Source organism: Ruegeria sp. CRTD044, from assembly GCF_059613485.1.
This window is the reverse complement of the sequence record NZ_JBXWSP010000019.1, coordinates 536,361-561,187: the sequence shown is the minus strand read 5'-3', so window position 1 is coordinate 561,187 and position 24,827 is coordinate 536,361. Positions and strand designations below refer to the sequence as shown.

Annotated in this window: 24 protein-coding genes and 1 pseudogene; 16 read left to right on the top strand and 9 right to left on the bottom strand. The window is 63.0% G+C overall.

Annotation, left to right across the window (positions count from 1 at the left end; translation table 11 throughout):
• Both AC2FNL_RS19030 and AC2FNL_RS19025 read right to left on the bottom strand, forming a co-directional pair.
• Positions 1 to 213, bottom strand: a pseudogene (locus AC2FNL_RS19030) (hypothetical protein); the annotation flags it as partial.
• 53 nt (positions 214 to 266) lie between these two features.
• On the bottom strand, positions 267 to 1,058 hold the full coding sequence (locus tag AC2FNL_RS19025; RefSeq protein WP_496834684.1) for a uroporphyrinogen-III synthase: 792 nt from the start codon (positions 1,056 to 1,058) through the stop codon (positions 267 to 269).
• 19 nt (positions 1,059 to 1,077) lie between these two features.
• Between AC2FNL_RS19025 and tsaD the strand changes: the two genes are divergently transcribed.
• The 4 genes from tsaD to AC2FNL_RS19005 are packed head-to-tail and all read left to right on the top strand — an operon-like array spanning position 1,078 to position 3,827.
• Entirely contained in the window at positions 1,078 to 2,175 is a 1,098-nt protein-coding gene (gene tsaD / locus AC2FNL_RS19020; protein ID WP_496834696.1) for a tRNA (adenosine(37)-N6)-threonylcarbamoyltransferase complex transferase subunit TsaD, read from the top strand.
• The gene (locus tag AC2FNL_RS19015) at positions 2,172 to 3,134 is read left to right on the top strand and encodes an NAD(P)H-dependent glycerol-3-phosphate dehydrogenase (RefSeq protein ID WP_496834683.1); all 963 of its coding nucleotides are present in this window, start codon (positions 2,172 to 2,174) and stop codon (positions 3,132 to 3,134) included. Before tsaD ends, AC2FNL_RS19015 begins: the two co-directional genes overlap by 4 nt.
• A 1-nt stretch (position 3,135) precedes the next feature.
• Entirely contained in the window at positions 3,136 to 3,405 is a 270-nt protein-coding gene (locus tag AC2FNL_RS19010; protein WP_093963861.1) for a YciI family protein, read from the top strand.
• On the top strand, positions 3,405 to 3,827 hold the full coding sequence (locus AC2FNL_RS19005; RefSeq protein WP_093963862.1) for an EVE domain-containing protein: 423 nt from the start codon (positions 3,405 to 3,407) through the stop codon (positions 3,825 to 3,827). Before AC2FNL_RS19010 ends, AC2FNL_RS19005 begins: the two co-directional genes overlap by 1 nt.
• Positions 3,828 to 4,045: 218 nt before the next feature.
• Here the strand turns inward: AC2FNL_RS19005 and AC2FNL_RS19000 are convergent, their stop codons facing one another.
• Positions 4,046 to 4,387 (bottom strand): DUF2853 family protein, encoded by a 342-nt coding sequence (locus AC2FNL_RS19000; protein WP_093963863.1) that lies wholly within the window; start codon positions 4,385 to 4,387, stop codon positions 4,046 to 4,048.
• A gap of 188 nt (positions 4,388 to 4,575) precedes the next feature.
• Here AC2FNL_RS19000 and AC2FNL_RS18995 point away from each other — a divergent pair, with 188 nt between their 5' ends.
• Entirely contained in the window at positions 4,576 to 5,223 is a 648-nt protein-coding gene (locus AC2FNL_RS18995) for a DUF899 family protein (protein ID WP_496834682.1), read from the top strand.
• Between the two features lie 54 nt (positions 5,224 to 5,277).
• Here AC2FNL_RS18995 and ahcY read toward each other — a convergent pair whose 3' ends face one another.
• Positions 5,278 to 6,666, bottom strand: coding sequence for an adenosylhomocysteinase (ahcY, locus tag AC2FNL_RS18990; RefSeq protein ID WP_496834681.1), 1,389 nt, complete (start codon positions 6,664 to 6,666; stop codon positions 5,278 to 5,280).
• Between the two features lie 96 nt (positions 6,667 to 6,762).
• Positions 6,763 to 7,077 (bottom strand): hypothetical protein, encoded by a 315-nt coding sequence (locus AC2FNL_RS18985; RefSeq protein WP_093963865.1) that lies wholly within the window; start codon positions 7,075 to 7,077, stop codon positions 6,763 to 6,765.
• Positions 7,078 to 7,282: 205 nt separating this feature from the next.
• On the opposite strand from AC2FNL_RS18985, the gene AC2FNL_RS18980 reads away from it, so the two are divergent.
• Both AC2FNL_RS18980 and AC2FNL_RS18975 read left to right on the top strand, forming a co-directional pair.
• Positions 7,283 to 7,876, top strand: a complete 594-nt coding sequence (locus tag AC2FNL_RS18980) for an HD domain-containing protein (protein WP_496834680.1) — start codon at positions 7,283 to 7,285, stop codon at positions 7,874 to 7,876.
• 294 nt (positions 7,877 to 8,170) lie between these two features.
• Positions 8,171 to 9,244, top strand: coding sequence for an alpha/beta hydrolase (locus AC2FNL_RS18975; RefSeq protein WP_217897899.1), 1,074 nt, complete (start codon positions 8,171 to 8,173; stop codon positions 9,242 to 9,244).
• Between the two features lie 50 nt (positions 9,245 to 9,294).
• On the opposite strand, the gene AC2FNL_RS18970 is transcribed toward AC2FNL_RS18975, so the two are convergent.
• Both AC2FNL_RS18970 and AC2FNL_RS18965 read right to left on the bottom strand, forming a co-directional pair.
• Positions 9,295 to 9,849 carry an ActR/PrrA/RegA family redox response regulator transcription factor gene (locus AC2FNL_RS18970; protein WP_093963867.1) on the bottom strand — a complete coding sequence of 185 codons (555 nt, stop codon included), beginning with the start codon at positions 9,847 to 9,849 and terminating at the stop codon, positions 9,295 to 9,297.
• 80 nt (positions 9,850 to 9,929) lie between these two features.
• Positions 9,930 to 10,556, bottom strand: a complete 627-nt coding sequence (locus AC2FNL_RS18965; protein ID WP_170363938.1) for an SCO family protein — start codon at positions 10,554 to 10,556, stop codon at positions 9,930 to 9,932.
• A 90-nt stretch (positions 10,557 to 10,646) separates the two neighbouring features.
• Between AC2FNL_RS18965 and regB the strand changes: the two genes are divergently transcribed.
• From regB to trxA, 8 genes are all read left to right on the top strand, one after another.
• On the top strand, positions 10,647 to 12,044 hold the full coding sequence (regB, locus tag AC2FNL_RS18960; RefSeq protein WP_496834679.1) for a sensor histidine kinase RegB: 1,398 nt from the start codon (positions 10,647 to 10,649) through the stop codon (positions 12,042 to 12,044).
• Between the two features lie 66 nt (positions 12,045 to 12,110).
• A complete protein-coding gene (locus AC2FNL_RS18955) occupies positions 12,111 to 13,619 on the top strand; it encodes a PAS-domain containing protein (protein ID WP_496834678.1) in 1,509 nt (502 codons plus the stop codon).
• A 41-nt stretch (positions 13,620 to 13,660) separates the two neighbouring features.
• Positions 13,661 to 14,131, top strand: coding sequence for a tRNA (adenosine(37)-N6)-threonylcarbamoyltransferase complex ATPase subunit type 1 TsaE (gene tsaE / locus AC2FNL_RS18950; RefSeq protein WP_496834677.1), 471 nt, complete (start codon positions 13,661 to 13,663; stop codon positions 14,129 to 14,131).
• A complete protein-coding gene (locus AC2FNL_RS18945; RefSeq protein ID WP_496834676.1) occupies positions 14,128 to 15,132 on the top strand; it encodes an aminoglycoside phosphotransferase family protein in 1,005 nt (334 codons plus the stop codon). The genes tsaE and AC2FNL_RS18945 overlap by 4 nt, the downstream gene beginning before the upstream one ends.
• Positions 15,129 to 15,815: a nucleotidyltransferase family protein gene (locus AC2FNL_RS18940; RefSeq protein WP_496834675.1), complete on the top strand. Its 687-nt coding sequence runs from the start codon at positions 15,129 to 15,131 to the stop codon at positions 15,813 to 15,815. Before AC2FNL_RS18945 ends, AC2FNL_RS18940 begins: the two co-directional genes overlap by 4 nt.
• Positions 15,808 to 18,735, top strand: coding sequence for a double-strand break repair protein AddB (addB, locus tag AC2FNL_RS18935; RefSeq protein WP_496834674.1), 2,928 nt, complete (start codon positions 15,808 to 15,810; stop codon positions 18,733 to 18,735). The genes AC2FNL_RS18940 and addB overlap by 8 nt, the downstream gene beginning before the upstream one ends.
• Positions 18,732 to 22,091 carry a double-strand break repair helicase AddA gene (gene addA, locus AC2FNL_RS18930; protein WP_496834673.1) on the top strand — a complete coding sequence of 1,120 codons (3,360 nt, stop codon included), beginning with the start codon at positions 18,732 to 18,734 and terminating at the stop codon, positions 22,089 to 22,091. The genes addB and addA overlap by 4 nt, the downstream gene beginning before the upstream one ends.
• A 60-nt stretch (positions 22,092 to 22,151) precedes the next feature.
• The gene (trxA, locus tag AC2FNL_RS18925) at positions 22,152 to 22,472 is read left to right on the top strand and encodes a thioredoxin (protein WP_093963876.1); all 321 of its coding nucleotides are present in this window, start codon (positions 22,152 to 22,154) and stop codon (positions 22,470 to 22,472) included.
• Between the two features lie 130 nt (positions 22,473 to 22,602).
• Here the strand turns inward: trxA and AC2FNL_RS18920 are convergent, their stop codons facing one another.
• Positions 22,603 to 22,797, bottom strand: coding sequence for a DUF1127 domain-containing protein (locus tag AC2FNL_RS18920; protein ID WP_093963877.1), 195 nt, complete (start codon positions 22,795 to 22,797; stop codon positions 22,603 to 22,605).
• Between the two features lie 195 nt (positions 22,798 to 22,992).
• Here AC2FNL_RS18920 and hslV point away from each other — a divergent pair, with 195 nt between their 5' ends.
• Positions 22,993 to 23,550, top strand: coding sequence for an ATP-dependent protease subunit HslV (gene hslV, locus AC2FNL_RS18915; protein WP_093963878.1), 558 nt, complete (start codon positions 22,993 to 22,995; stop codon positions 23,548 to 23,550).
• A gap of 3 nt (positions 23,551 to 23,553) precedes the next feature.
• Here hslV and AC2FNL_RS18910 read toward each other — a convergent pair whose 3' ends face one another.
• The gene (locus AC2FNL_RS18910) at positions 23,554 to 24,795 is read right to left on the bottom strand and encodes an MFS transporter (protein WP_496834672.1); all 1,242 of its coding nucleotides are present in this window, start codon (positions 24,793 to 24,795) and stop codon (positions 23,554 to 23,556) included.
• Between the last annotated feature and the right edge of the window lie 32 nt (positions 24,796 to 24,827).

Here is a 24,827-nt window from a genome sequence, read left to right as displayed (position 1 = left end):
TTCGGCTTCGGCTTCGGCTTCGGCTTCGGCTTCGGCTTCGGCTTCGGCTTCGGCTTCGGCTTCGGCTTCGGCTTCGGCTTCGGAAGGGCTTTGTTCAACCCGTTCTTCCGGGTCAAGCGTGTAGGCGTCAGTCTTGGCGTCGACCGCTTCGGGCACCTCATCGACCTTGGGGTCGTCGGCCGGTTTCTGGTCTGTGTCTTTCTTGGCAGCCACCGTCACTTCCCCCTGTCGATTCCCATAAAACCTGACGCGCAGACGCAACCAAGTTAATCCGCGCCCATCGCACCCTCAAGCCGGATCGCGTATTTAACGAGTTTTTTCACGGCTTTCCGCATTTTCTTGGGCGTCGGGCGTTTGGCAATCCGCAAACGGGCAATCGCCAAGTTTTCAAGGGGCTCGGCGGTCGGTCCGCTCATCGCGGCGACTAAGAGCGGCGCCGGTCCGGGCCAAAGGTCGGCAAATTGTCGCGCGGTCCGCGGCGAGAACAAGGGCGCAATCACCGGGGCCGATCCGGCCGCAGCCGCCTGGGCCTCGGGCGTCAAAGGCAGCAAATGCTGGCAATAAACCGGCTGTTCCCGCAAGGTCAGCCCCAGTTCGGTAAGCCGGGCGGCGATATTTCCGCGACTGTGCTCGCCGCGCAGATGCAACAGCGGGCTGTCCGGGCGCTCTTTCAGCAGTTTGGCTACCAGTTCTTCGGCGGTTTCGCCCGCCATCCGGGCCTCCCACCCGGCCTGGCGGGCCGTTTCCGTGGTGGCCGGCCCCACGCAGTAGGCGGGCAGATCCCGGCGCACACCCTGCGCCGCGGCGGCCGCCACGCCATTGGCCGAGGTGAAGATCAGGCCCCGGATTCCGGTCGTGTCCACCGCCTGTTCCATCGGTCGGATATCCAGCAGCGGGGAATAGATCACCTGAACCCGCGACCGTACACGTTCGGGCAACTGCGCCACGAACCTCTCCGAGGCGGCGCGGGGGCGGGTCATCAACAGGTACACGGGCGGGCGTTCGGGCCTTGAGGATTGTTTGCTGCGGCGCGGGGTGATACCCCGCGACCAGATCATGATGCAATGGTTCAGGCCGATGGTGCAAACACTTACCGTTCTGGGATTGGAAAGTAGCTGCGATGACACGGCGGCGGCCGTGGTGCGGCAGACCGAGGGCGAACCGGCGCAGGTTCTGTCTTCGGTCGTGCATGGCCAGACGGAGCTGCACAGCGCCTTCGGCGGCGTGGTGCCCGAGATCGCGGCCCGCGCGCATGCCGAAAAGCTGGACGTCTGCGTGCAGCAGGCGTTGGAACAGGCGGGCCTGACCCTGCAGGACATGGACGCCGTGGCCGTGACCGCCGGGCCGGGGCTGATCGGCGGGGTCATGTCCGGCGTGATGTGCGCCAAGGGGATCAGCGCGGCCACCGGCCTGCCGCTGATCGGCGTCAACCACCTGGCCGGCCACGCGCTGACCCCGCGCCTGACGGACGGGTTCGCCTTTCCCTACCTGATGCTGCTGGTGTCCGGCGGGCATTGCCAATACCTGATCGCCCACGGCCCCGAGCGGTTCACCCGGCTGGGCGGCACCATCGACGACGCCCCGGGCGAGGCATTCGACAAGACCGCGCGCCTGCTGGGCCTGCCCCAGCCCGGCGGCCCGTCGGTCGAGGCTGAGGCGCGCGATGGCGACCCCAAACGTTTTCGCTTTCCGCGGCCGCTGCTGGACCGGCCCGGATGCGATCTGTCCTTTTCCGGGCTCAAGACCGCCTTGATGCGGATGCGCGACCAGATCGTGGCCGAAAAGGGCGGGCTGACGCGTCAGGACCGCGCCGATCTGTGCGCCGGGTTCCAGCAGGCGGTCGTGGATACGCTGGCCGAAAAGACCCGCCGTGCCATCGCCTTGTATCTTGAAACCAACCCTGCCGAGCCAGTGATCGCCGTGGCCGGGGGCGTTGCCGCCAATACGGCCATTCGGTCCGCGTTAGAGTCTGTTTCCGCAGATGCCGGCGCACGGTTCACCGCCCCTCCGCTGCACCTGTGCACCGACAATGCGGCAATGATCGCCTATGCGGGGTTGGAACGGTTCCGGCTGGGCGCGCGTGACGGGCTGGACCTGACCGCCCGACCCCGCTGGCCGCTGGACCAGACCAGCCCGGCCATTCTGGGCGGCGGGCGCAAGGGGGCCAAGGCATGAACGTCTCGGTCCTTGGGTCGGGCGCCTTCGGCACCGCGCTGGCGATCTCGCTGGCGGGCAAGGGTCCGGTCACCTTGTGGGCCAGGTCGGGCGAACAGGCGCAGACGATGCAGTCGACCCGCCGCAATGACACCCGCCTGCCGGGTGTCACCCTGCCCGACGCCATCACGGTGACCGCTGAAATCGCCCTGGCCTGTCAAAGCGACGTGGTGTTGTTGGCGGTGCCCATGCAAAAACTGCGCGATGTCCTGTCGGACCATGCGGCAGACTTGCAGGGTCGCACCCTTGTGGCCTGTTGCAAGGGCATCGAGCTATCCACCGGCCTCGGTCCGGTTGCCGTGATCGAACAGGTGCTGCCCAGCGCCCGCACTGCATTGCTGACCGGGCCCAGCTTTGCCGATGACATCGCGCGCGGGTTGCCCACGGCGCTGACCCTGGCCTGCGGCGACGCAAAGCTCGGCGCCCGGTTGCAACAGGCGCTGACCACCGCCAACCTGCGGCTCTACCGGACCACCGACGTGACCGGGGCCGAGTTGGGCGGGGCGCTGAAGAACGTGATGGCCAACGCCTGCGGGGCCTGCATCGGCGCCGGTCTGGGGGACAGCGCCCGCGCGGCCCTGATGACGCGCGGCTTTGCCGAGATGCAACGCTTTGCCGCAATGCGCGGTGCCCGGCCCGAGACCCTGATGGGCCTGTCGGGTTTGGGCGATCTGGTTCTGACTTGCTCGTCCGAGCTGTCGCGCAACTTCCGGTTCGGCCTGTCGCTGGGCCGCAACGAGTCCTTTGACGCCGCGACCACCGTCGAAGGCGTGGCCACGGCAAATGCCATGGCCGCCATCGCGTCGGCCGAAGGGCTGGACATGCCCATCTGCCAGACGGTGGCGCAGCTCAGCCGTGGCGCCTACAGTGTTGCCGAGGCCCTGCAATCCCTGCTCAATCGCCCACTCAAGGAGGAATGACATGCTTATCGCCCTGATCGCCCGCGACAAGGACGGCGCCCTGCAGACCCGGCTGGACAATCGCGCCGCGCACCTGGCCTATATCGAAGAAACAGGCGTAGTCGCACAGGCCGGGCCGCTGCTGGACGGCGATGCCATGATCGGGTCGCTGGTCATCCTGGATGTCGAGAATCTGTCCGCCGCACAGGCCTGGGCCGACAACGACCCCTATGCCAAGGCCGGTCTGTTCAAGTCGGTCGAACTGATCCCGTGGAAGAAGGTCATCGGCTGATGGCGTATTGGCTGTTCAAATCCGAACCCTCGACCTGGAGCTGGGACCAGCAGGTCGCCAAGGGCGACGCGGGCGAGGAATGGGACGGGGTGCGCAACTATCAAGCCCGCAATTTCATGCGGCAGATGAAGCTGGGCGACCGGGGTTTTTTCTATCATTCGCAGAAGGACAAGGCGATCGTCGGCATCGTCGAGGTCTGCGCCGAGGCCCATCCCGACAGCACCACCGTCGACGATCGGTGGGACTGCGTGGACATCAAGGCGGTACGCCCCTTCGTCAAACCGGTCACGCTGGACCAGATCAAGGCCGATCCACGGCTGGCCGATATGGTGCTGGTCAAGAACTCGCGCCTGTCGGTGCAGCCCGTCTCGGATGCCGAATGGGCGGTGATCTGCGAACTGGGCCAGGCCCAGACGGATTGAGAAAAAAGGGAAGGCCCTCACGCTGCAGAACCTTCCCTACCCCGCGTGCTCCCTACTCACCACACGCAAAGAAATCTCTGGTTCTGACCGTCCTGGTCACGGGTTGAATGTAGCCCAAGGCGCCGCGGTTTTTCAAACATGAAATCAATAGATTATGATTCAAATGCAAAACGCCCGCCGAACCAGTCGGGCGGGCGTTTCCGAATGTCGCGGCGGGATCAGCCGTAGACGGACTCTTTGCCGAAATGCTTGGTCAGCATGTAATAGACCACCGCGCGGTATTTGTTGCGCTCGGACATGCCATAGGTCTCCATGACCTTGTTAATCGCTGCCATCAGCTCGGGACCATCCGACAGGCCCAGTTTCTTGATCAGAAAGTTGTTCTTGACGGTCTCCAGCTCACCTTCCTGGCTGGCGGCCACGGTCGCGGCATCCGCGTCATAGATGGCCGGGCCGCATCCAATGGTAACCTTGGTCAGCAGGTCCATGTCCGGCGTCACGCCGCATTTATTCTTCAGATCATCCGCGTATTTGGCGATCAACTCGTCACGTTTTCCCATTGTCCTCTCCTGTGTGGGTTGGGTTCCGGCCTTTGCGGCGCTGGCTGAACGGTAACGGCTGACAGCTTTTCAACAAAGGGAAAAATCCGACGGTTTCCCCCCAAGGCAGGGATACACGCACCCGCGGGTTGATCATTGTTTCACTTTTATTTAACATTTTAGTTAATCATTGAGTCGAGGAGACCGCCATGACCATCGCCCTACCGAACGAAAGCGCCGAGTACCGAACCGCCCGAAATGCCCTGCTGGCCGCCGAAGCCGATCTGCGTGCGCGGGTCGAGGAAGTGGCCGCGCTGCGCCGGACCTTGCCCAAGGGCGGCCAAATCCCGCAGGATTATGCCTTTCGGGACCTCGAGGGCAATATTGCCCCGATTTCCAGCCTGTTCGGTGATCATGACACTCTGGTCGTGTATTCGCTGATGTTTGGCCCCAAGGCGCAGGACCCCTGCCCCATGTGCTCGGCCTTTCTGGACGGGCTGACCGGGCAGGTCGCACATCTGACCCGAAAAACCGCCTTTGCGGTCGTGGCGCAGAATACCCCGGATGCCATGGCTGCGCTGAGCCAGCGCATGGGCTGGCAGGATCTGCCGCTGTATTCCGCGCTGGATACAACGTACCAGCAAGACTATCTGGCCGAGACCGAGGACGGAAACCAGTTGCCGATTCTGAACGTGTTTCAACGCGATGCGCAGGGAATCCACCATTTCTGGAGCTCCGAGCTGTTCTTTCAGCCCAGCGACTGGCATCCACGCCATGTCGATACAGCCTGGCCCCTGTGGAACATTCTGGACCTGACGCCGCAGGGGCGCGGCGATTTCGTTCCGCCGCTCCGCTGATCGCAACAAAAAAGGCGGCCCGGATGGCCGCCTTTTCCGCGAATTTCTGACGGATCAATACCGGTAGTGCTCGGGCTTGAACGGGCCTTCGGGCGTGACGCCGATGTAGTCCGCCTGTTCCTTGTCCAGCTTGGTCAGCTTGACGCCGATCCGGTCCAGATGCAGGCGTGCGACCTTCTCGTCCAGATGCTTGGGCAGGATATAGACCTTGTTCTCGTACTGGTCGCCTTTGGTGAACAGCTCGATCTGGGCCAGGACCTGATTGGTGAACGAGGCCGACATCACGAAGGACGGATGACCGGTGGCATTGCCGAGGTTCAGCAGACGGCCTTCGGAAAGCAGGATGATGCGGTTGCCCGAAGGCATCTCGATCATGTCCACCTGGTCCTTGATGTTGGTCCATTTGTGATTTTTCAGGCTGGCCACCTGAATTTCGTTGTCGAAATGGCCGATATTGCCGACGATGGCCATGTCCTTCATCTCGCGCATGTGCTCGATGCGGATCACGTCCTTGTTGCCGGTGGTGGTGATGAAGATGTCGGCGGTCGAAACCACGTCTTCCAGCAGAACCACCTCATACCCGTCCATCGCGGCCTGCAGGGCGCAGATCGGGTCAACCTCGGTCACTTTCACACGGGCACCGGCGCCACGCAGGGACGCGGCCGAGCCTTTGCCCACGTCGCCATAACCGCAGACCACGGCAACCTTGCCGGCCATCATCGTGTCGGTGGCGCGACGGATGCCATCGACCAGCGATTCCTTGCAGCCGTACTTGTTGTCGAATTTCGACTTGGTGACGCTGTCGTTCACGTTGATCGCCGGGAATGGCAGGTGGCCGTCCTTGACCAGCTGATACAGGCGGTTGACGCCGGTGGTGGTTTCCTCGGACACACCCTTGATCTGATCGCGCACCTTGGTGAACCAGCCCGGGCTTGCGGCCATCCGCTTCTTGATCTGCTCCTTGATGACCTCTTCCTCTTCCGAGGACGGGACGGAGATGATGTCCTCGCCCGCTTCGGCGCGCGCGCCCAGCAGGATGTACAGCGTGGCGTCGCCGCCATCATCCAGGATCATGTTCGGGCCATCTTCGAACAGGAAAGACTTGTCGAGATAGTCCCAGTGCTCTTCCAGAGTCTGACCCTTGATGGCAAAGACCGGAATGCCCGCCTCGGCGATGGCCGCCGCCGCGTGGTCCTGGGTCGAAAAGATGTTGCACGACGCCCAGCGCACGTCCGCGCCCAGCGCGACCAGCGTCTCGATCAGAACGGCGGTCTGGATCGTCATGTGCAACGACCCGACGATGCGCGCGCCCTTCAGCGGCTTGCTGTCGCCGTATTCCGCACGCAGAGCCATCAGGCCCGGCATTTCGGTTTCCGCGATATCCAGTTCCTTGCGGCCGAACCCGGCCAGTGAAATGTCTTTGACGATGTAGTCGCCAGCCATCAGATGCTCCATTCCGATCAACAACGGTTTGGGCAGCCCCTAACACCGTTGGGGAAAAGTGGCAACGTGGATGGCGATTGGGGCGTGGGCGTCAAATCAACTGGGCGCTCCTTCGGCCGGGGCCCTGGGCGTCACTTCGAAGAAATCGGTGCCAGCGGCGACAATGCAACTGATTCCGTTGGCGTGAGTCATCAACACGGTATAGGTGCCGCTTTCGCGCGAGGCCCATACCTCCATGACCGTCTGACCGCCCCGCGTGTTCTGCAATCCGCCAAAGGCCAGCTCTTCGGAATAGATCTGCTGCAGCTTGGCGATTACATCCGCGCGCAGGGCGCAGTTTTGCGCCAGTGCAGGCGGCGCGGTCGCAGCCATTCCAAAGACAAGGGCCATTCCCAATAAACGCTTGAACATGACAAGCTCCTTTCGGTTCGGGTTTCGATCCGAGAGGGGCATGCTGGGAGGAGCACGCGCCCCCCTCAGACCTAATGTCGTGATCCCTGGCTGCCGGTTCAAAGCACGATTGCTCAAGAAACTGTTGGCAGCCGGTGATCAGGATGGCTTAAGCATAGCACAAAACCGTGTTTCAGGCACGTTCGGCACAAGGGGGCATGGCAGAATGGCAACACGACCCAGGGCATGGCAACGGATGCTGTCAGGCCGCAGGCTGGACCTGCTGGACCCGACGCCGGTGGATATCGAGATCGAGGATATCGCCCATGGGCTGGCTTTCGTGGCGCGCTGGAACGGCCAAACCGCGGGTGATTTCGCCTATTCCGTGGCCGAGCATTCCCTGCTGGTCGAAGAACTGTTTGGCCGGATCGCCCCCAAGGCGCCGGTGAAATGGCGGCTGGCGGCGCTGCTGCACGATGCGCCGGAATATGTGATCGGCGACATGATCTCGCCGGTGAAGGCCGCGGTAGGCCCGGGTTACGGCGCGCTGGACGACCGGCTGGCGGCGGCAATCCACATCCGCTTCGGCCTGCCCGCCGCGGTGCCGAAAACGGTGAAACGTCAGATCAAGAAAGCCGACAAAATCAGCGCGTGGATGGAGGCCACCCAGATCGCGGGGTTTTCCGAGGCCGAGGCGACGAAATTCTTCGGTCGCCCGGACAAGGCGGTGATGGAGGGGTTGCAGATCACACTCAGGCCACCGGTCGAGGTGCGACAGGCATATACGGCGCGGCATGCGGAGCTGCTGGCGGAGCTATGAAACTCGAATGGTAACGGATTCTTGCTTGCCCCCAGCCGCATATTTGCCTCTGCGGCGCCCACGCAGTCCGTTTGTCTAAACTCCGAAGAACGGCCTCATTTACTCAATATCGTACCGCAGAGAAGACACTGCTTGAGCCAAAAAGAGCGGCTCCAGCGTTCGTCGGTTGACAGAAGAACGACACCGTCAGTCTAATGAGGTGCAACCAAGCCGAGTGATCGTCGTTGTATGAAACGCCTCAGAATTGGAACTTCGGATCTACCGCGCGCATTCCGGCTTCTGTGTTTATCCACGATGATGTTGCTGGGAGCGGCTTCATGCGGCCGCCCGCCGGAATTGGTAGGGATCGATAATCCAAGACTGCCTGCATCTGAGGTAGAAGAGGCCACGCGCCAAACAGTCTTCATTGCCACGACGCGTCAAGCGTCCGGTGCAGAAGGGGTCTTCTTTTCCGGTGACCGCGGTGAGGGTTTGGGCTTGGCTTCAGTAGTCGTCACCATCCCGCCAATTCACAAAGCAGGGAAAATTGAAAGAGCCAGCTCTCTGCCACCTATTGCCTCAAAGCACTTCACCATAGTTGAACCAAAAGTCTATGTTTCGGAAGCCGCCTTTGTTTCTGAAATTGACAATCAATTACTGAACCTCAGCGTTTCCGACAGAAACGTTCTGGTCTTTGTGCACGGCTACAACACGACCCTGAGCGATGCCATCCTTAGATTGGCACAGTTTGTCGAAGATACCGAGTATGACGGGATCCCCGTATTGATGTCATGGGCGTCTGCTGCAGAGACTCTGAAGTACGTCTACGATATCAACAGCGCCCTCGCTGCCAGATCAGACTTTTTGAAAGCCGGTGAGATCATTTCGCGATCACAGGCTCAACAATTTGACATACTCGCGTTTTCGATGGGAGCGTTCCTTACGATGGAAGCCATCTCACAAGCCGAAATTGCTGGCGAGTTTAATCCCAACAAAAAAATTCGAAACATAATTCTGGCAGCACCCGATATCGATTTGGCGGTATTCGAAAGCCAGCTCTCAACTATCACCCACGACAATCAGAAAATCTTTGTTCTCGTATCCTCGGACGACGGAGCCTTGAGTTTTTCGAAGTTCATTTCTGGCGGAGTCGACCGTGTTGGCGCAGCCGATGCAGCCGAACTCGCAAGGTCAGGAGTCACCGTTATTGATCTCAGCCAAGTCCAGGACTCTCAAAGCACAAGTCACTCAAAATTTGCTTCGTCCCCTGAGGTGGTTCGAATTGCTGGCGAAGCAATCCGCACGAGCAGACGGACCGGCAGGCGTTCTACAACAGAACTTCAGGACCTTATTGGCGAAGGTTCAGTGGAAGTTGTAGGCGAACCTTAAATTATTGATTTTCCAAGCCTGTTGCCAGAACAGTGCCGATCGGCAAAACGCTACCGCGGGCTGCGTTTCGCCAGAATCCGCTGCAAGGTCCGGCGGTGCATGTTCAGACGCCGCGCGGTTTCCGAGACGTTGCGGTCGCACAGCTCATAGACCCGCTGGATATGCTCCCACCGCACGCGGTCGGCGCTCATGGGGTTTTCGGGGGGCGGGGGCAGTTCGTCGCCCTTGGCCAGCAGCGCGTTGGTGATATCGGTGGCATCGGCCGGTTTCGACAGATAGTCGGTCGCGCCGATTTTCACCGCCGCCACGGCGGTCGCGATCGCACCGTATCCGGTCAGAACCACCACCCGGCTGTCGGGGCGCTTTTCCCGCAGCACCTCGACCACGTCCAGCCCGTTGCCATCCTCGAGCCGCAGATCCACCACGGCAAAGGCGGGCGGGCGGGCGGTAGCGATGGCGCGGCCGGCGGCGACGGATCCGGCGGTCTCCACCTCGAACCCGCGCTTTTCCATCGCCCTGGCGAGACGTCTCAGAAACGGCTCGTCATCATCCACCAGAAGCAGGGATTTGTCGGGGCCGATGTCAAGCTGAGCACTGTCTGCCATGGTGTGGTCTTTCTGCTATTTCATGCCGATAGGCTTTGAGATGAGTAATAGCAGCGCCACACCAAAGGTCAAACCGGCGGTTATTCTGCCGCCTGGTCCACAAAGCAGGCAACGGTGTCGGCCATCTGCTCGGCCGTCGCGTCGCGTTTGAAAAACTCGAGGAACCCATCCTGCGGCGTGACGAGGTAGGTAAATGTCGAATGGTCGACGAGGTAGTACTCGTCGCTCTTGTCGTGGGCCTTGTAGTAGGTCTTGTAGGCCTGGCTCGCGGCCTTGACCTGCTCCGGCGTACCGGTGAGGCCAATCATCTTTTCATGCAGGTTGTAGGCAAAATCCCCCACGACGTCGGGGGTGTCCCGGTCCGGGTCAACCGAGATGAAGATCGGAGTGACCGAATAACCGCGCTCCGTCAGCAGGTCGACGGCCTCGGCATTGCGGGTGGTGTCCAGAGGACAGACATCGGGGCAGAAGGTATAACCGAAATAGATCAGCGAGGGCTCGGTGATCACGTCCTTGTCGGTCACGATTTCACCCTTGGAGTTGATCAACTCGAACGGGCCGCCGATGGTTGCGGTGCCGCCTGCAATCTGGCTGGACCGGCACTGGGCAAACTTGTCGTCCGAACCGCCGCCGCGCGTCATCAGCCACATGGCGCCCAGGCCCACGGCCAACACGACGGTTGCAAGAATGGCATAAAGGCGGGTCATGGCGAAATTCCTGACACATGGGGTTGTTGATCGGTTCGGCCGGGACACCTATCAAGTTGACCAGCGGACGCAACAGGACATAATCACCCGATGACGGATTCCAGCACCAGCCTCTGGCGCGGACAGGAACGCAGCAGCTGGATCCGGCTGCGCACACTGATCCTGCTGCGGTGGGTGGCAATCATCGGCCAGATCACGGCCATCACCGTGGCCCAGCAGACCTATCACGTCCAGCTGGAGCTTGGGCTGTGCTACCTTGCCATCGGTGTTTCGGTCATGGGCAACCTGACTGCCATCCTGCTGTTCCCGCAGAACAAGCGCCTGTCGGAATTCGAAAACTTCCTCATGGTGATGTTCGACCTGCTGCAGCTGGCTTTCCTGCTGTATCTCACAGGCGGTCTGAACAACCCGTTTGCCCTGCTTTTGCTGGGTCCGGTGACGATTGCGGCCAACGTCATGAGCACCCGGTCGACCCTGATCATCGGGGGCGCCGCAATCGTGCTGGCGACGCTTCTGGCCCAGTTTCACCTGCCGCTGCGCACCGATCTTGGCCTTGTGCTGGACATCCCCGACATCCTGCTGTTCGGCAACTGGGCCGCCATCGTGATCGCGATCGTATTCATCGGCGCTTATTCGCACCGCATCAGCGCCGAGGTGCAGTCGATGTCCGAGGCGCTGGCCGCCACCCATATGGCCCTGGCGCGCGAGCAAAAGCTGACCGACTTGGGCGGCGTTGTCGCGGCCGCAGCGCACGAGTTGGGGACGCCACTGGCCACCATCAAGCTGACCAGCTCAGAACTGATCGAAGAATTGGACGACCGCCCGGACCTGAAGGAAGACGCCGCCCTGATCCGCGAGCAGGCCGACCGATGCCGGGACATTCTGCGCGACATGGGTCGGGCCGGCAAAGATGACCTGCACCTGCGCCAGGCACCTTTGTCCACCGTGATCCACGAGGCGGCCGAGCCCCACATACACAGGGGCAAACAGGTACATTTTGACGAAGGCCCCGGGCCTGACGGGGATGTCCAGCAGCCCTCGATCCTGCGCAAACCCGAGATCATTCATGGCCTGCGAAACCTGATCCAGAACGCCGTGGACTTTGCCCGAGCGCAAGTCTGGGTCGAGGCCGAATGGACGCCGGACCGGATCACCGTCAGCATCATGGATGACGGGCGCGGTTATCCGTCACACATCATTGGCCGTATCGGTGACCCGTTCATGCGCCGCAGACGCGCCGAAAGCGATCTGCGCACACGCCCCGAATACGAGGGTATGGGGTTGGGCCTATTCATCGCAAAAACGCTCTTGGAGCGCAGCGGCGCCGAGTTGAAATTTGCAAATGGGTCTGACCCTTACCAGGCGGTGACGGACCAGGCCGAGCGACGCGGTGCAATCGTGCTGGTGACATGGCCGCGCAAGCTGATCGATGCGCAGACAGGCGACAACCCGGTTCCGTCGGGCGTGAACGAACGGTTTCAGGTCTGAGTTAAGACACCGTTAACCATTTCAGCGCAAATTCGGGTCCGGTTTGTTTTTGGGGTAGGCGGCGCTGTGGCCGACTGGATCATACTTGCGGCGATCAGCCTGGTTTCGTCGGGCTTTGCCCTGCAGTGGCTCATGCCGCGCCGTCCGCGGCGCGGTGACAATTTCGGTTTGTCTGCGCCGGCTTCGTTGCTGGATGCGGTGTTTCTGTTCAACGGAAGCCGCCTGATCAGCCACTCCGACATCGCCCTGTCCGGGTTCGAGGCAGTGAATGACTGGGATGATCTCAGGCGCCTGCTGCAGCGCGACTTTCCGGCCTTCCCCGAGACTTACGAAACCGTCCGCCAGCAGGGCAATATCGTGGTTTCGGCCATAGATTGTACGGTCGAGCGCGAGGTTCGGTGTGAATGGATCGACGGCATCGTCCGGGTGCAGTTGCGTGATTTGACCGGCATCACCGAACCGGCAAGGAGGGATCCGAACGATCCGATCCGCCTGGCCATGGACCGCGCGCCCTACCCCGTGTGGCTTCTGGATCATGCCAACAAGATAAGATGGTGCAACGCCGCCTATGTCGCGCTGGCCCGTAAGGCGCGCGGGCAGGACACGGATCTGACCCAACCCATGTTCCCCGAACTGACCGAAGAGGCGCGACCCGGCAAGAAGACCCGTGTTTCAATTCCGGTGAAGGACAGCAGCAGCAAGTTGTGGTTCGATTTGACGCGTGTGGAACTGGACGAAGGTCACCTGCATTATGCGGTCGACGTAAACGCCATTGTCGAGGCCGAGACCGCCCAGCGCAAATTCGTCCAGACGATGACAAAAACCTTCGCGCAGCTGTCGATCGGCCTGGCAATCTTTGATCGAAACCGCCAGTTGGCACTGTTCAACCCTGCCCTGATCGACCTGACTGCTTTGCCGCCCGATTTCCTCAGTTGTCGGCCGAATATCTCAAGCTTTTTTGACCGCCTTCGGGATCAGCACATGATGCCCGAACCCAAGAACTACCGCAGTTGGCGCCGGCAGATGAACGATCTTCTGGAGGCGGCCGAGGACGGAAACTACCAGGAAACCTGGTCACTGCCGTCGGGCTCAGTCTATTCGGTCAGCGGTCGCCCCCATCCCGACGGCGCCGTCGCCTTCCTGTTCGAGGACATTACGGCCGAGATCACCCTGACCCGCCGATTCCGATCCGAGATGGACCTTATGCAGTCAATCCTCGACAAGCTTGCGGACGCCGTCGCCGTTTTTGCCGATGACGGGACGCTGGCCTTCACCAACTACGCCTACCAGCTGCTGTGGGGCGACTCGGACGAGGTCGGCTTTGAACCAGTCACGGTTCTGGACGTCACACGCCAGTGGCAGTCGCAATGTCAGGCCAATCCAATTCTGGGTGACATTCGGGACTTCGTGGAAATGCGCAACAACCGGGTCGAGTGGAGCTCGGATCTGTACAAGCGCGACGGCACCCGGCTCTTGTGCACGGTCAGCCCAATCCAGAACGGCGCAACCATCGTCCGGTTCACGATCGAACACGCGCTTGGAGAAACGCCGGATATGTTGCAGATCACCGCCTGAACCGGGTTGCAGAGGGTTCGGGCCCCGTTCATTGTGGCGCCATGAATTCGCCCGCTTCGATCACTCTGACATCACCGGAAGAAACCGCCGATCTGGCCAGCCGCCTGTCCGCCCATTTGGCGCCCGGCGACATTATTTTGCTGGACGGCCCAATCGGCAGTGGCAAAACCCATTTTGCACGCAATCTGATCCAATCGGCACTGCCTGTGCCCGAAGATGTGCCATCGCCCACATTCACGCTGGTTCAGGTTTACGATGGCAAAGCCGGCGAAATCTGGCACTCCGATCTGTACCGGCTGACTTCGGTGGATGAGATCGAGGAATTGGGCCTGACCGAGGCCTTTGACACGGCGATCTGCCTGGTGGAATGGCCTGACAAGCTGGGTGCGCTACAGCCGGCCTCGGCCTTGTTGGTGCAGTTTCATGCCGACCCTGCTGCCGAAGAAACCCGACACCTGACCCTGACGTGGTCCGACCCCAAGTGGACCGACAAATTGAAGAGGATCGCATGACCAACCGCGCAGTTCTAGCCGAGGCGCTGATCGCACGGACCCCTTGGGCCAAAGCCTCTCGCGCACCGCTGGCCGGAGACGCCTCGAACCGCCGGTATGAACGTCTGACCGACCGGGACACGGGGCAAACCGCCGTTTTGATGGACGCGCCCCCGGACAAGGGGGAAGACGTGGAACCCTTTGTCAGGGTGGCAAAATACCTGCAGTCCGTCGGTCTGAGCGCGCCCGAGATTCTTGCCGAGGACGCCGAGAACGGGTTCCTCCTGCTGGAGGATTTCGGCGACGATCTGTTTGCCCACCTGATCGAGAAGCAGCCGAAGGTCGAGCGTGAATTGTACGAGGCCGCAACCGACGTGCTGGTCCATCTGCACTCTGGGCCCCTGCCCTCGTTGGACAGCTATGACCCGTCCCTCATGGCGGAATTGTCGGCCCTTGCCTTCACCAAATATGCCCAAGGGATACAAGGCGCCTATGACGAAGACGCCCACGATCGTTTTCAGCATCGGTTCGCTGACATATTGCTGCAGGAAACCTCGGGTACGCGGGTGGTGACCCTAAGGGACTACCATGCCGAGAACCTGATCTGGCTGCCTAAGCGCGACGGGGTTCGCCGGGTCGGCCTGCTGGATTTTCAAAGCGCAATGCTGTGCCATCCCGCCTATGACCTGATGTCGTTGCTGCAGGATGTCCGCCGCACTGTCCCGGCCGCAATCGAGATGAGCATGGTCAACCGCTACATCACGGCAACAGGTGTGGATGACCACGATTTCCGCACGGCGTACAGTGTCCTCGGCGCCCAACGCAACCTGCGGATACTGGGCGGATTTGCCCGCCTCGCCACCGACTATGGCAAACCGCATTACGTGGATCTTATCCCGGCGGCCTGGGGTCATCTGATGCGCGATCTCGAGCATCCGGCGCTGGTCTCGGTCGCGGTTTTGGTTCGGCAGGCGCTGCCATCCCCAACGCCCGAAAACCTTGCAAGGCTGAGGGCCGGATGACCGATACACCCGAGGCCATCATGCTGTTTGCCGCCGGTTTCGGAACCCGAATGGGCGCGTTTACCCGCACCCGGCCCAAGCCGCTGATCCCGGTGGCCGGGCGGCCGCTGATCGACCATGCGCTGGACCTAGCGGGCGCGGTACGGCCGCGCCGGGTGGTCGCGAACCTGCACTACATGGCCGATCAGCTGACCGATCATTTGGCGCCACGTGGTGTTCTGCTGTCACACGAACAGCCGGAAATCCTGGAAACCGGCGGCGGGTTGCGGGCGGCCTTGCCGCTGTTGGGTCCGGGGCCGGTTTTCACGATGAACACCGATGCGATTTGGTCCGGGCCCAACCCTTTGGAATTGCTGCAGTCGGCCTGGGACCCGACGCGGATGGACGCACTGTTGATCTGCGTGCCGATCGAACAGACGATCGGACATACAAGCCCCGGAGATTTCAGGATCGACCCCCAAGGCCGGCTTGCACGCGGGCCGGGTCACGTCTATGGCGGCATTCAGATCCTAAAGACCGACGGCCTAACAGACATTCCGGAAAAAGCGTTCTCGCTCAATGTCTTGTGGGACCGGATGCACCGCGATAGCCGGCTGTTCGGTCTGCAATACCCCGGGCGCTGGTGCGATGTGGGCCGCCCCGAAGGCATCGCCCTGGCCGAGGAGATGCTGGCCGATGTTTGAACCCAGCGCCAACCCCCGGGTCTTTGCGGTGCCGCCCGGCGCGGATTTTCCGCAGGCGCTGGTGCGCGGCCTGCGGGCGCGCTGCGACGGCCACCCGCCCGAGGCGCTGGCCCACGTACAACTGGTGCTGAACACCCGCCGCATGGCCCGCCGCGTGCGCGATCTGTTCGATCAGGGCCCGCCCTGCCTGTTGCCCCGCATTTCGCTGGTGACCGATCTGGGCGAAAGCGTCGATCTGGATCAGGTGCCGCCCGCCGTGCCGCCCTTGCGTCGCCGGCTGGAACTGACGCAGTTGGTGTCCCGCCTGCTGGACCAGCAACCGGACCTGGCCGCGCGGTCGTCGCTGTTTGACCTGTCCGACAGCCTCGCTGCCCTGATCGAAGAGATGCAGGGCGAGGGCGTCCCGCCCGAGGCGATCCGGCAACTGGACGTGACCGACCTGTCGGGCCATTGGGCACGGGCGCAGGCCTTCATCGGCATAGCCGACCAGTTCCTGAAGACCGTGGATGGCAGCCTGGACGTGCAGGCCCGCCAACGCCGCGTGGTCGAGAACCTGATCGCCCGCTGGCAGGACGCGCCGCCGCAACACCCCGTGATCCTGGCCGGTTCCACCGGCTCGCGCGGGACCACGCTGATGCTGATGCAGGCGGTGGCGCAGCTGCCGCAGGGGGCGCTGATCCTGCCGGGGTACGATTTCGACCAGCCCGCCCACGTCTGGGAACGGTTGGATTCGGCAATGACCTCGGAGGATCACCCGCAATATCGGTTCCGCAAGCTGATGACCGAACTGGGGATAGGGCCGGATCAGATCGCAGCCTGGACCCCGGACCAGCCCCCCTCGCCCGCGCGCAACCGTCTGGTTTCATTGGCATTGCGTCCGGCCCCGATCACCGATGCCTGGATGAGCGAAGGCCCGCAGTTGCGCGACCTGGATGCCGCGACGCGCGACATCACCCTAGTTGAGGCGCAATCACCCCGGGCCGAGGCGCTGGCCATCGCCCTGCGCCTGCGGCAGGCGGCCGAAACCGGCCAGACCGCCGCCCTGATCACCCCCGACCGGATGCTGACGCGCCAGGTCAGCGCCGCGCTGGACCGCTGGAACATCCTGCCCGACGACAGCGCCGGCCTGCCGCTGCAACTGTCTCCGCCGGGCCGGTTCCTGCGTCACGTGGCCGGGCTGTTCGCGCGCCGTCTGGATGCCGAGGCGCTGCTGACCCTGCTGAAACACCCGTTGTGCCAAAGCGCAGGCGACCGCGGTGCCCATCTGCTGCACAGCCGCGATCTGGAACTGCACCTGCGCCGCAATGGCCCGCCCTTTCCCGACAGCGACAGCCTGACAGGTTTTGCCGTCGAAAAAGACGTGCCCGACACGTGGGTCCGGTGGCTGATCCGCAATTTCTGCGACCAGCAGATCAGCGGCACCCTGCCCCTGACCGACTGGGTGCAGCGCCTGCGCGATCTGGCCGAAGCGATTGCTGGCGCCGGAACCGGCGGCGCGGGCGAGTTGTGGGACAAAAACGCAGGCCAAGCGGCGCTGGCGGTGATCTCGGGCCTTGCGGACGAGGCCGAGCACGGCGGCGAGATAACGGCGCTGGATTTCGCCGATCTGCTGGGCGCGCTGCTGGCCGGGCAAGAGGTCCGCGACCGCGACGCCCCCCACCCGCGGATCATGATCTGGGGCACGCTCGAAGCGCGCGTCCAGGGCGCCGACCTGCTGATCCTGGGTGGGCTGAACGAGGGCAGCTGGCCCGAGGCCCCCGTGCCCGACCCCTGGCTGAACCGCCAGATGCGCGACCGTGCCGGCCTGCTGCTGCCGGAACGGCGCATCGGCCTGTCGGCCCATGATTTCCAGCAGGCCATCGGCGCGCCCGAGGTCTGGCTGACCCGCGCCGTCCGCTCGGATGATGCCGAGACCGTGCCGTCACGCTGGCTAAACCGGTTGACCAACCTGTTGCAGGGCCTGCCGGATCAGGGCGGCCGCGCGGCGCTGGAAAAGATGCGCGACCGGGGCAAGACATGGCTGCGCTGGTCCGAGATGCTGGAACAGGCGCCCCGGATCGCCGCCGCACCACGCCCCTCGCCGCGCCCGCCGGTGGCCGCGCGCCCGCGCCGTCTGTCGGTGACCGAGATCAAGCGGCTGATCCGCGACCCATATGCGATCTATGCCAAGCACGTCCTGCGCCTGAAGCCGCTGGACCCGCTGGTGCAGGCGCCCGACGCCCTGCTGCGCGGCATCGTAATCCACGAGATCCTGGAACATTTCGTCAAGGACAGCGTGCTGGACGGGGCTCTGCTGACCCGCGACAACTTCCTGAAACGGGCCGAGGCACTGCTGGGTGAGCATGTCGCCTGGCCCACCGCCCGGAAACTGTGGCTGGCGCGGCTCGAGCGGATCGCCGACGACTTTCTGCGCGCCGAGATCAGCCGCCGCAGCGACGGCGGCCCGATCGCGTTCGAGGCCAAGATGTGCCTGACGCTGGAACCGCTTGGGTTCACCCTGAATGGCCGCGCCGACCGGATCGACCGCAACAGCCGCGGCGCCCTGACCATCATCGACTACAAGACCGGCACGCCGCCCTCGGAATCGCAGCAGGCCAAGTTCGACAAACAGCTGCTGATCGAAGCCGCGATGGCCGAGCAGGGCGGGATCGACGGATTTGACCCGATGGCCGTGGCCAGCGCCGTGTTCATCGGTATGGGCGGCACCTACAAAGAGGTCCCGGCACCCTTGGACAAAGAGCCGCCCGACAGGGTTCTGGCCGAGCTGAAAGAGCTGATTTCCACCTATTTAGAGCCTGATCAGGGTTTCTCCTCGCGCCGGATGATGCACAAGGACAGCGACGTGGGCGACTATGACCACCTGGCGCGGTTCGGCGAATGGGACCGCACCGCCGAAACCAAGCCCGAGGATCTGACATGACCCCGCGCGACGAAGCGACCGAACGGCAGGTTCAGGCGGCGCGGCCCGATGCGTCGACCTGGCTGGCGGCCAATGCGGGCTCGGGCAAGACGCGGGTTCTGACCGACCGCGTGGCGCGGCTGCTCCTGGACGGTGTTCAGCCGCAGCACATCCTTTGCCTGACCTACACCAAGGCCGCCGCCAGCGAGATGCAGAACCGCCTGTTCAAACGGCTGGGCGAGTGGGCGATGCTGGACGACGCGGCGTTGCTGCGGCAACTGACCGAACTGGGCGTCGAAGGGGTGATCGACCCCGACCGCCTGGCCCGTGCCCGCACCCTGTTCGCGCGCGCGATCGAAACGCCGGGCGGTTTGAAGATCCAGACGATCCACTCGTTCTGCGCCTCGCTGCTACGGCGGTTCCCGCTCGAGGCCGGGGTCAGCCCGCAGTTTTCCGAGGTGGAAGACCGTGCCGCGGCCCTGCTGCGCGAGGAAATCGTCGAGGATTTCGCCGAAGGCCCGCAGGCCCGCATGATCGAGGACGTGGCCCGCCACATCACCGATACCGGCTTTGACAAGCTGACCGCCGCGATCGCCCAGAAGCGCACCCTGTTCATGCCCGCGCTGCAATGGCCCGACCTGCTGGCCCGTTTTGGCCTGCCCGAGGGGTTCGACGAGGACGCGCTGCTGGCGCAGGTGTTTCTGGGCGGCGAGGTCGAGCTGATCCGTTCGATCCTTCCGGCGCTGGCGGGCGGCGGCAAGACCGACGCCAAGGCGGCCGAGAAACTGTCGGGCTTCACCGAACCCGCCTTGGGTCAGTTGCCGGTGCTGGAAGACGTGTTCCTGACCGGCAAATCCGCCAAAGAGCCCTTTACCGCCAAGATCAACAGCTTTCCCACCAAGGCGCTGCGCGAGGGGGTCCTGGCGGGGCAGATGGGTCCGCTCGAGGCGCTGATGCGGCGGGTCGAGGCTGCAAGGGAAGGGCGACTGGCGCTGGCAGCCGCACGCAAATCTCTGGTGCTGCACCGCTTCGCGGCGGCATTCCTGCCGGAATATGAGCGCCGCAAGCAACTGCGCGGCTGGCTGGATTTCGACGACCTGATCCTGCGCGCGCGCCTGTTGCTGAACGATCCGGCGGTGGCCGCTTGGGTTCTGTACCGGCTGGATGGCGGCATCGACCACATCCTTGTGGACGAGGCGCAGGACACCAGCCCCGATCAATGGGATGTGGTCGAGAAACTGGCGCAGGAATTCACCAGCGGCGAGGGCGCGCGGTCCGGGGTCGAGCGGACGATCTTCGTGGTTGGCGACAAGAAACAGTCGATCTATTCCTTCCAGGGGGCAGACCCGCAGGCCTTTGACCGGATGCAGGCCGAGTTTGGGCGGAAACTAAAGGAATCAGGCTCTAAACTGTGGGATTGGACGCTGGAATACTCGTTCCGCTCCTCCAGCGCCATCCTGTCGCTGGTCGATATCCTGTTCGAAAACCGCGCCGATGCGGGGTTTCAGAAAGAGTCCCAGCACCGCGCCTTCAAGGCCGATCTGCCCGGCCGGGTCGATCTGTGGCCGGTGGTGGAAAAGGTCGAGGACGCGGACGAGGGCGACTGGACCGACCCGGTCGATCGGCCCGCGGCGCAGCATCACACGGTGATCCTGGCCAACCAGATCGCCGCGCGCATCAAGGCCATGATCGACGCCGGCGAAACCATCCCCGAAGACGGCCCCACGCGCGGCACATTCGTGCGCCGCAAGGTGCGGCCGGGGGATTTCCTGATCCTGGTTCAGCGCCGCTCGGACCTGTTCGCCGAGATCATCCGCGCCTGCAAGGCCCAGGGTTTGCCGATCGCAGGGGCCGACAGGCTGAAGGTGGGCGCGGAACTGGCGGTCAAGGATCTGGCCGCGCTGCTGAGCTTTCTCGCCACGCCCGAGGATGACCTGTCACTGGCCACGGTGCTGAAATCGCCGCTGTTCGGCTGGTCCGAGCAGATGCTGTTCGACCTGGCTCATCGCCGGCAGGAAAGGTACCTGTGGGCGGCGCTGCGCCAACGAGCCGGGGATTTTCCCGAAACGCTGGCGGTACTGAACGATCTGCGCGGGCAGGTGGACTTTCTGCGCCCCTATGACCTGATCGAACGGGTGCTGACCCGCCATGACGGCCGCCGCAAACTTTTGGGCCGTCTGGGTGCCGAGGCCGAGGACGGCATCAACGCGTTGCTGTCGCAGGCACTGGCCTATGAGCGGTCGGACATTCCCAGCCTGACGGGCTTCCTGGTCTGGATGCAGACCGACGACCTTGAGATCAAGCGCCAGATGACCGGCGTGGGCGACATGATCCGGGTGATGACAGTGCATGGCTCGAAAGGGCTGGAGGCGCCGATCGTGATCCTGCCGGACACCGGCAAGCGGCAGCCGCCCCGCGATGCCGAGATCATGGTCGCCGACGGAACGCCGCTGTGGAAGGTGCCCGCCGACCTGTCGCCCAGCCTCATCGCCCGCGCCCGCGAAGACGCGCGCCAACGCGAGGAGAACGAGCGGCTGCGGTTGCTGTACGTTGCGCTGACCCGGGCCGAGAAATGGCTGATCGTGGCGGCTGCCGGCGATCTGGGCAAGGACGGGTCCAGCTGGTACCAGCTGGTCGAAGAGGCGATGGGCCGGGCAGGGGCCACCGAGATCCCCGGCACCGGCATCCGCCGTCTGGCGCATGGCGATTGGGAGGATCTGCCACTGGACCATCGCCCGACCCCGGAACCGGTGCAGGATACCCTGCCGGACCTGTTCCACCGGCCCGCGCCCGAGCCGACGCCCGATCCCGAGACGCTCAGCCCGTCCGATCTAGGCGGGGCCAAGGCCCTGCCGGGCGAGACCGGACTTGAGGAAGAGGCCGCCAAACTGCGCGGCACCCGCCTGCACCTGCTGCTCGAACATCTGGGCCAGGCGCCGCGCGACCGGTGGGATCAGCTCTGCGCCCGGCTTCTGCCCGATATGCAGGACGGTGACCGCCGCGACCTTCTGGCCGAGGCGGCGGGCGTGCTGACGGCCCCGGACCTGGCCCCCGTCTTTGCACCGGCTGCGCTGGCCGAGGTGCCCGTCTCGGCCACTCTGGACGGTCGTCGGATCCACGGGGTGATCGACCGGTTGATCGTGACGGATGACGCGGTGCAAGTCATTGATTTCAAATCGAACGCCACGGTTCCCGATCGGGTCGAGACCTGCCCCGAGGGTCTTCTGCGCCAGATGGGCGCCTATGCCGCGGCGCTGTCGCAGATCTATCCCGGCCGCGAGATCCGCACCGCGATTCTGTGGACACGGACGGCGCGCCTGATGTGGCTGCCACACGATCTTGTGACAGATGCGCTGGTGCGGGCCCAGATATCTTGACCTCCCCAATGGGCGCACCTACGTTCGACTCCCAACCGCATGTCATTCAGGAGACAGAATATGTCGACCGTAGCCGTAACCGACGAAACCTTTGACGCCGAAGTCAAGAACTCGGACGTCCCCGTCGTGGTGGATTTCTGGGCCGAGTGGTGCGGACCCTGCAAGCAGATCGGACCCGCTCTGGAAGAGCTGGCGGCCGAATATGGCGGCAAGGTCAAGATCGCCAAGGTCGACGTGGACAGCAACCCCAACTCGGCCGCAGCCATGGGTGTACGTGGTATTCCCGCGCTGTTCATCTTCAAGGACGGTCAGGTGGTTTCGAACCGCGCAGGCGCTGCCCCGAAGGCCGCCCTGCAAAGCTGGATCGACGAATCCATCTGATACCGAACGGAACTCAACAAAAGAAGGCGCTCCTCATCGGGCGCCTTTTTTTGTGCATGGTCTGCGCAAAAAGAAAAAGCCGCCCGGAAATCCAAGCGGCCATTCGTCTTTAGTCGAATTCGGTCTGAATTCAGATCTTGGCGATATCTTCGCGGACCAGACCGATATCTTCCAGCTGGGCATCGCTCAGTTGCGACAGCAGCTTGCGGGTCTTGCGGGCGGTGTTCCATTCGGCGACAGCTTCGAAAGCGTGCGAGATGCCGTCCACTACACGCAGGATGGTAGCTGCTCCGAGCGGCGCATGGATATTTGCGGTGGTTGCCATTTGCGCATTCCTTTTTTGAAACAGCCGACCCTGTGTCGGTTGTAAGCCTCATCTAGTCTTGCGACAGGCGACTCACAATTGCTGGTCCGACAACCCCGTGATGCACAGATTGCATATCTTTTAGGCAGTTTGAGAACGGGTTGCGCGGATCGCGCCCCCGGCCCATATAGGGCATCAACGGATACGGAGGCTTGAATGGCGGAGAACGACTTTCCCGGTTGGCACGGCACCACGATCATCGGCGTCAAGAAAGGCGGCCAGATCGTCATCGCGGGTGACGGGCAGGTCAGCCTGGGCCAGACCGTGATCAAGGGCACCGCCCGCAAGGTGCGGCGCCTGTCGCCCGGCGGGTTCGAGATCGTCGCCGGGTTCGCCGGATCGACCGCCGATGCCTTCACGCTGCTGGAACGGCTGGAAGCCAAGCTGGAGGCCACGCCCGGCCAACTGGCCCGCGCCTCGGTCGAACTGGCCAAGGACTGGCGCACCGACAAGTACCTGCAAAAGCTTGAGGCGATGCTGATCGTCACCGACGGCCGCGACCTGTTCGTGATCACCGGGGCCGGGGACGTGCTCGAGCCGGAACATGACGTGGCGGCGATCGGGTCGGGTGGCAACTTTGCCCTGGCAGCCGCGCGGGCGATGATGGACAGCGACAAGTCGGCCGAGGAGGTTGCCCGCGAGGCCATGGCAATTGCCGCGGATATCTGTGTCTACACCAACGGCAACCTGACGGTTGAGAGCATTTCGGGCTAGGAGTCAGGCCAGCAGGGCCGAAATCTCCTTGCCCTTCCACCGGCGGTGCATCCCGATCAGCCCCAGAATGGCCGAGGCGATCACGATGTAGTAGGGCAGGCGGATATCGATGCTCATCAACCCGCCGCCGATCAGCGACATGATTCCACCCGCTAGGCAGAACACAGCCGTGGTCACGCCCATGACCCAGCCCTGATCCGCCTCGCTGACCGACGAGGAAAACAGGCCCAGAAGGGTCGGGTAGGCCACGCCGAACAGGAAATAGAACAGGAACACCGGCACATAGCTGAGCACGCCGCTGGGGCTGAAGGCAAAGGCAAAGCCGCAGATCACCATGACGACCAGCGAAACATAGATGATGTTGTGCTTGCTGAACCGTTCCTGCGCGGGTTTCACGAGAAACGTACTTGAGAAGGCCAGCGCAACACCGATGACGACCATCGCCATGCTGCCACCGATCACGCCATAACCAAAGGCGCTGGTCAGGAAATTGTCCACAAACACGTAGAAGGTGACGTTCGCGATCATGAAGAACGCGTAGACGGGCAGGATCTTCAGAACCATGGGGTGGCCGCGCACGGCGACCAGGCTGTCGGTTACGTCGCGGGGGCGAAAGACGAAGGGTTCGCGTTCGGTTCGGGTATCCTTGAAGAAGAACAGCACCAGCAGGATCGCGATGAGCACCAGGACAAACGCGCCGTAGAATGGGGTCTTGAGCGTGGCAACGCTGCCCAAAAGCGTCGCATCCGACAGGACCGCTCCGATGATCGGGCCGCCAACCAGGCCAAAGCTGACCCCTGTCACGATATAACCCATGTTCCGGTCACGATCGGCCGCATCCGTGCTGCCGTCGATCATGGCAGCCTGCGCGATGGGTTGGTTTCCGGCCGTGAACCCGGTGATCGACCGGCCCACGATCAACAGGATCAGGCTATTGAGATACAGCGCCGCAATCGTGATCGCATAGCCAGCCAGCGCGCCGCCCAGACAGACCAGAAGTGCATTCTTGCGCCCGATGGAATCCGAGACCTTCGAGACATAGACGACGCCCAGAAACCAGGACAGGAAGAAACACCCGATCACCAGACCGTAGTAGAAGTGACGGCTGCCCATTGACGTGCTTTCCGGCAGAAAGCCCGATTTCGTCTCCATGATCAGCGAGTTGATGATCGGAAAAACCAGCCCTTGGCCGATCAGGTCCACGAACACCACGAACAGCAGGGTTATCTTGGCAATCTTGGTCATTTCACTCTCCGGGTCCCGCGCACATTCCGCCA

Excerpts from the sequence above, each read along its gene's own strand:
- AC2FNL_RS19025 (WP_496834684.1), bottom strand. The coding sequence starts at position 1,058 with ATGATCTGGTCGCGGGGTATCACCCCGCGCCGCAGCAAACAATCCTCA.
- tsaD (WP_496834696.1), top strand. The coding sequence starts at position 1,078 with ATGGTGCAAACACTTACCGTTCTGGGATTGGAAAGTAGCTGCGATGAC.
- AC2FNL_RS19015 (WP_496834683.1), top strand. The coding sequence starts at position 2,172 with ATGAACGTCTCGGTCCTTGGGTCGGGCGCCTTCGGCACCGCGCTGGCG.
- AC2FNL_RS19010 (WP_093963861.1), top strand. The coding sequence starts at position 3,136 with ATGCTTATCGCCCTGATCGCCCGCGACAAGGACGGCGCCCTGCAGACC.
- AC2FNL_RS19005 (WP_093963862.1), top strand. The coding sequence starts at position 3,405 with ATGGCGTATTGGCTGTTCAAATCCGAACCCTCGACCTGGAGCTGGGAC.
- AC2FNL_RS19000 (WP_093963863.1), bottom strand. The coding sequence starts at position 4,387 with ATGGGAAAACGTGACGAGTTGATCGCCAAATACGCGGATGATCTGAAG.
- AC2FNL_RS18995 (WP_496834682.1), top strand. The coding sequence starts at position 4,576 with ATGACCATCGCCCTACCGAACGAAAGCGCCGAGTACCGAACCGCCCGA.
- ahcY (WP_496834681.1), bottom strand. The coding sequence starts at position 6,666 with ATGGCTGGCGACTACATCGTCAAAGACATTTCACTGGCCGGGTTCGGC.
- AC2FNL_RS18985 (WP_093963865.1), bottom strand. The coding sequence starts at position 7,077 with ATGTTCAAGCGTTTATTGGGAATGGCCCTTGTCTTTGGAATGGCTGCG.
- AC2FNL_RS18980 (WP_496834680.1), top strand. The coding sequence starts at position 7,283 with ATGGCAACACGACCCAGGGCATGGCAACGGATGCTGTCAGGCCGCAGG.
- AC2FNL_RS18975 (WP_217897899.1), top strand. The coding sequence starts at position 8,171 with ATGATGTTGCTGGGAGCGGCTTCATGCGGCCGCCCGCCGGAATTGGTA.
- AC2FNL_RS18970 (WP_093963867.1), bottom strand. The coding sequence starts at position 9,849 with ATGGCAGACAGTGCTCAGCTTGACATCGGCCCCGACAAATCCCTGCTT.
- AC2FNL_RS18965 (WP_170363938.1), bottom strand. The coding sequence starts at position 10,556 with ATGACCCGCCTTTATGCCATTCTTGCAACCGTCGTGTTGGCCGTGGGC.
- regB (WP_496834679.1), top strand. The coding sequence starts at position 10,647 with ATGACGGATTCCAGCACCAGCCTCTGGCGCGGACAGGAACGCAGCAGC.
- tsaE (WP_496834677.1), top strand. The coding sequence starts at position 13,661 with ATGAATTCGCCCGCTTCGATCACTCTGACATCACCGGAAGAAACCGCC.
- AC2FNL_RS18945 (WP_496834676.1), top strand. The coding sequence starts at position 14,128 with ATGACCAACCGCGCAGTTCTAGCCGAGGCGCTGATCGCACGGACCCCT.
- AC2FNL_RS18940 (WP_496834675.1), top strand. The coding sequence starts at position 15,129 with ATGACCGATACACCCGAGGCCATCATGCTGTTTGCCGCCGGTTTCGGA.
- addB (WP_496834674.1), top strand. The coding sequence starts at position 15,808 with ATGTTTGAACCCAGCGCCAACCCCCGGGTCTTTGCGGTGCCGCCCGGC.
- addA (WP_496834673.1), top strand. The coding sequence starts at position 18,732 with ATGACCCCGCGCGACGAAGCGACCGAACGGCAGGTTCAGGCGGCGCGG.
- trxA (WP_093963876.1), top strand. The coding sequence starts at position 22,152 with ATGTCGACCGTAGCCGTAACCGACGAAACCTTTGACGCCGAAGTCAAG.
- AC2FNL_RS18920 (WP_093963877.1), bottom strand. The coding sequence starts at position 22,797 with ATGGCAACCACCGCAAATATCCATGCGCCGCTCGGAGCAGCTACCATC.
- hslV (WP_093963878.1), top strand. The coding sequence starts at position 22,993 with ATGGCGGAGAACGACTTTCCCGGTTGGCACGGCACCACGATCATCGGC.
- AC2FNL_RS18910 (WP_496834672.1), bottom strand. The coding sequence starts at position 24,795 with ATGACCAAGATTGCCAAGATAACCCTGCTGTTCGTGGTGTTCGTGGAC.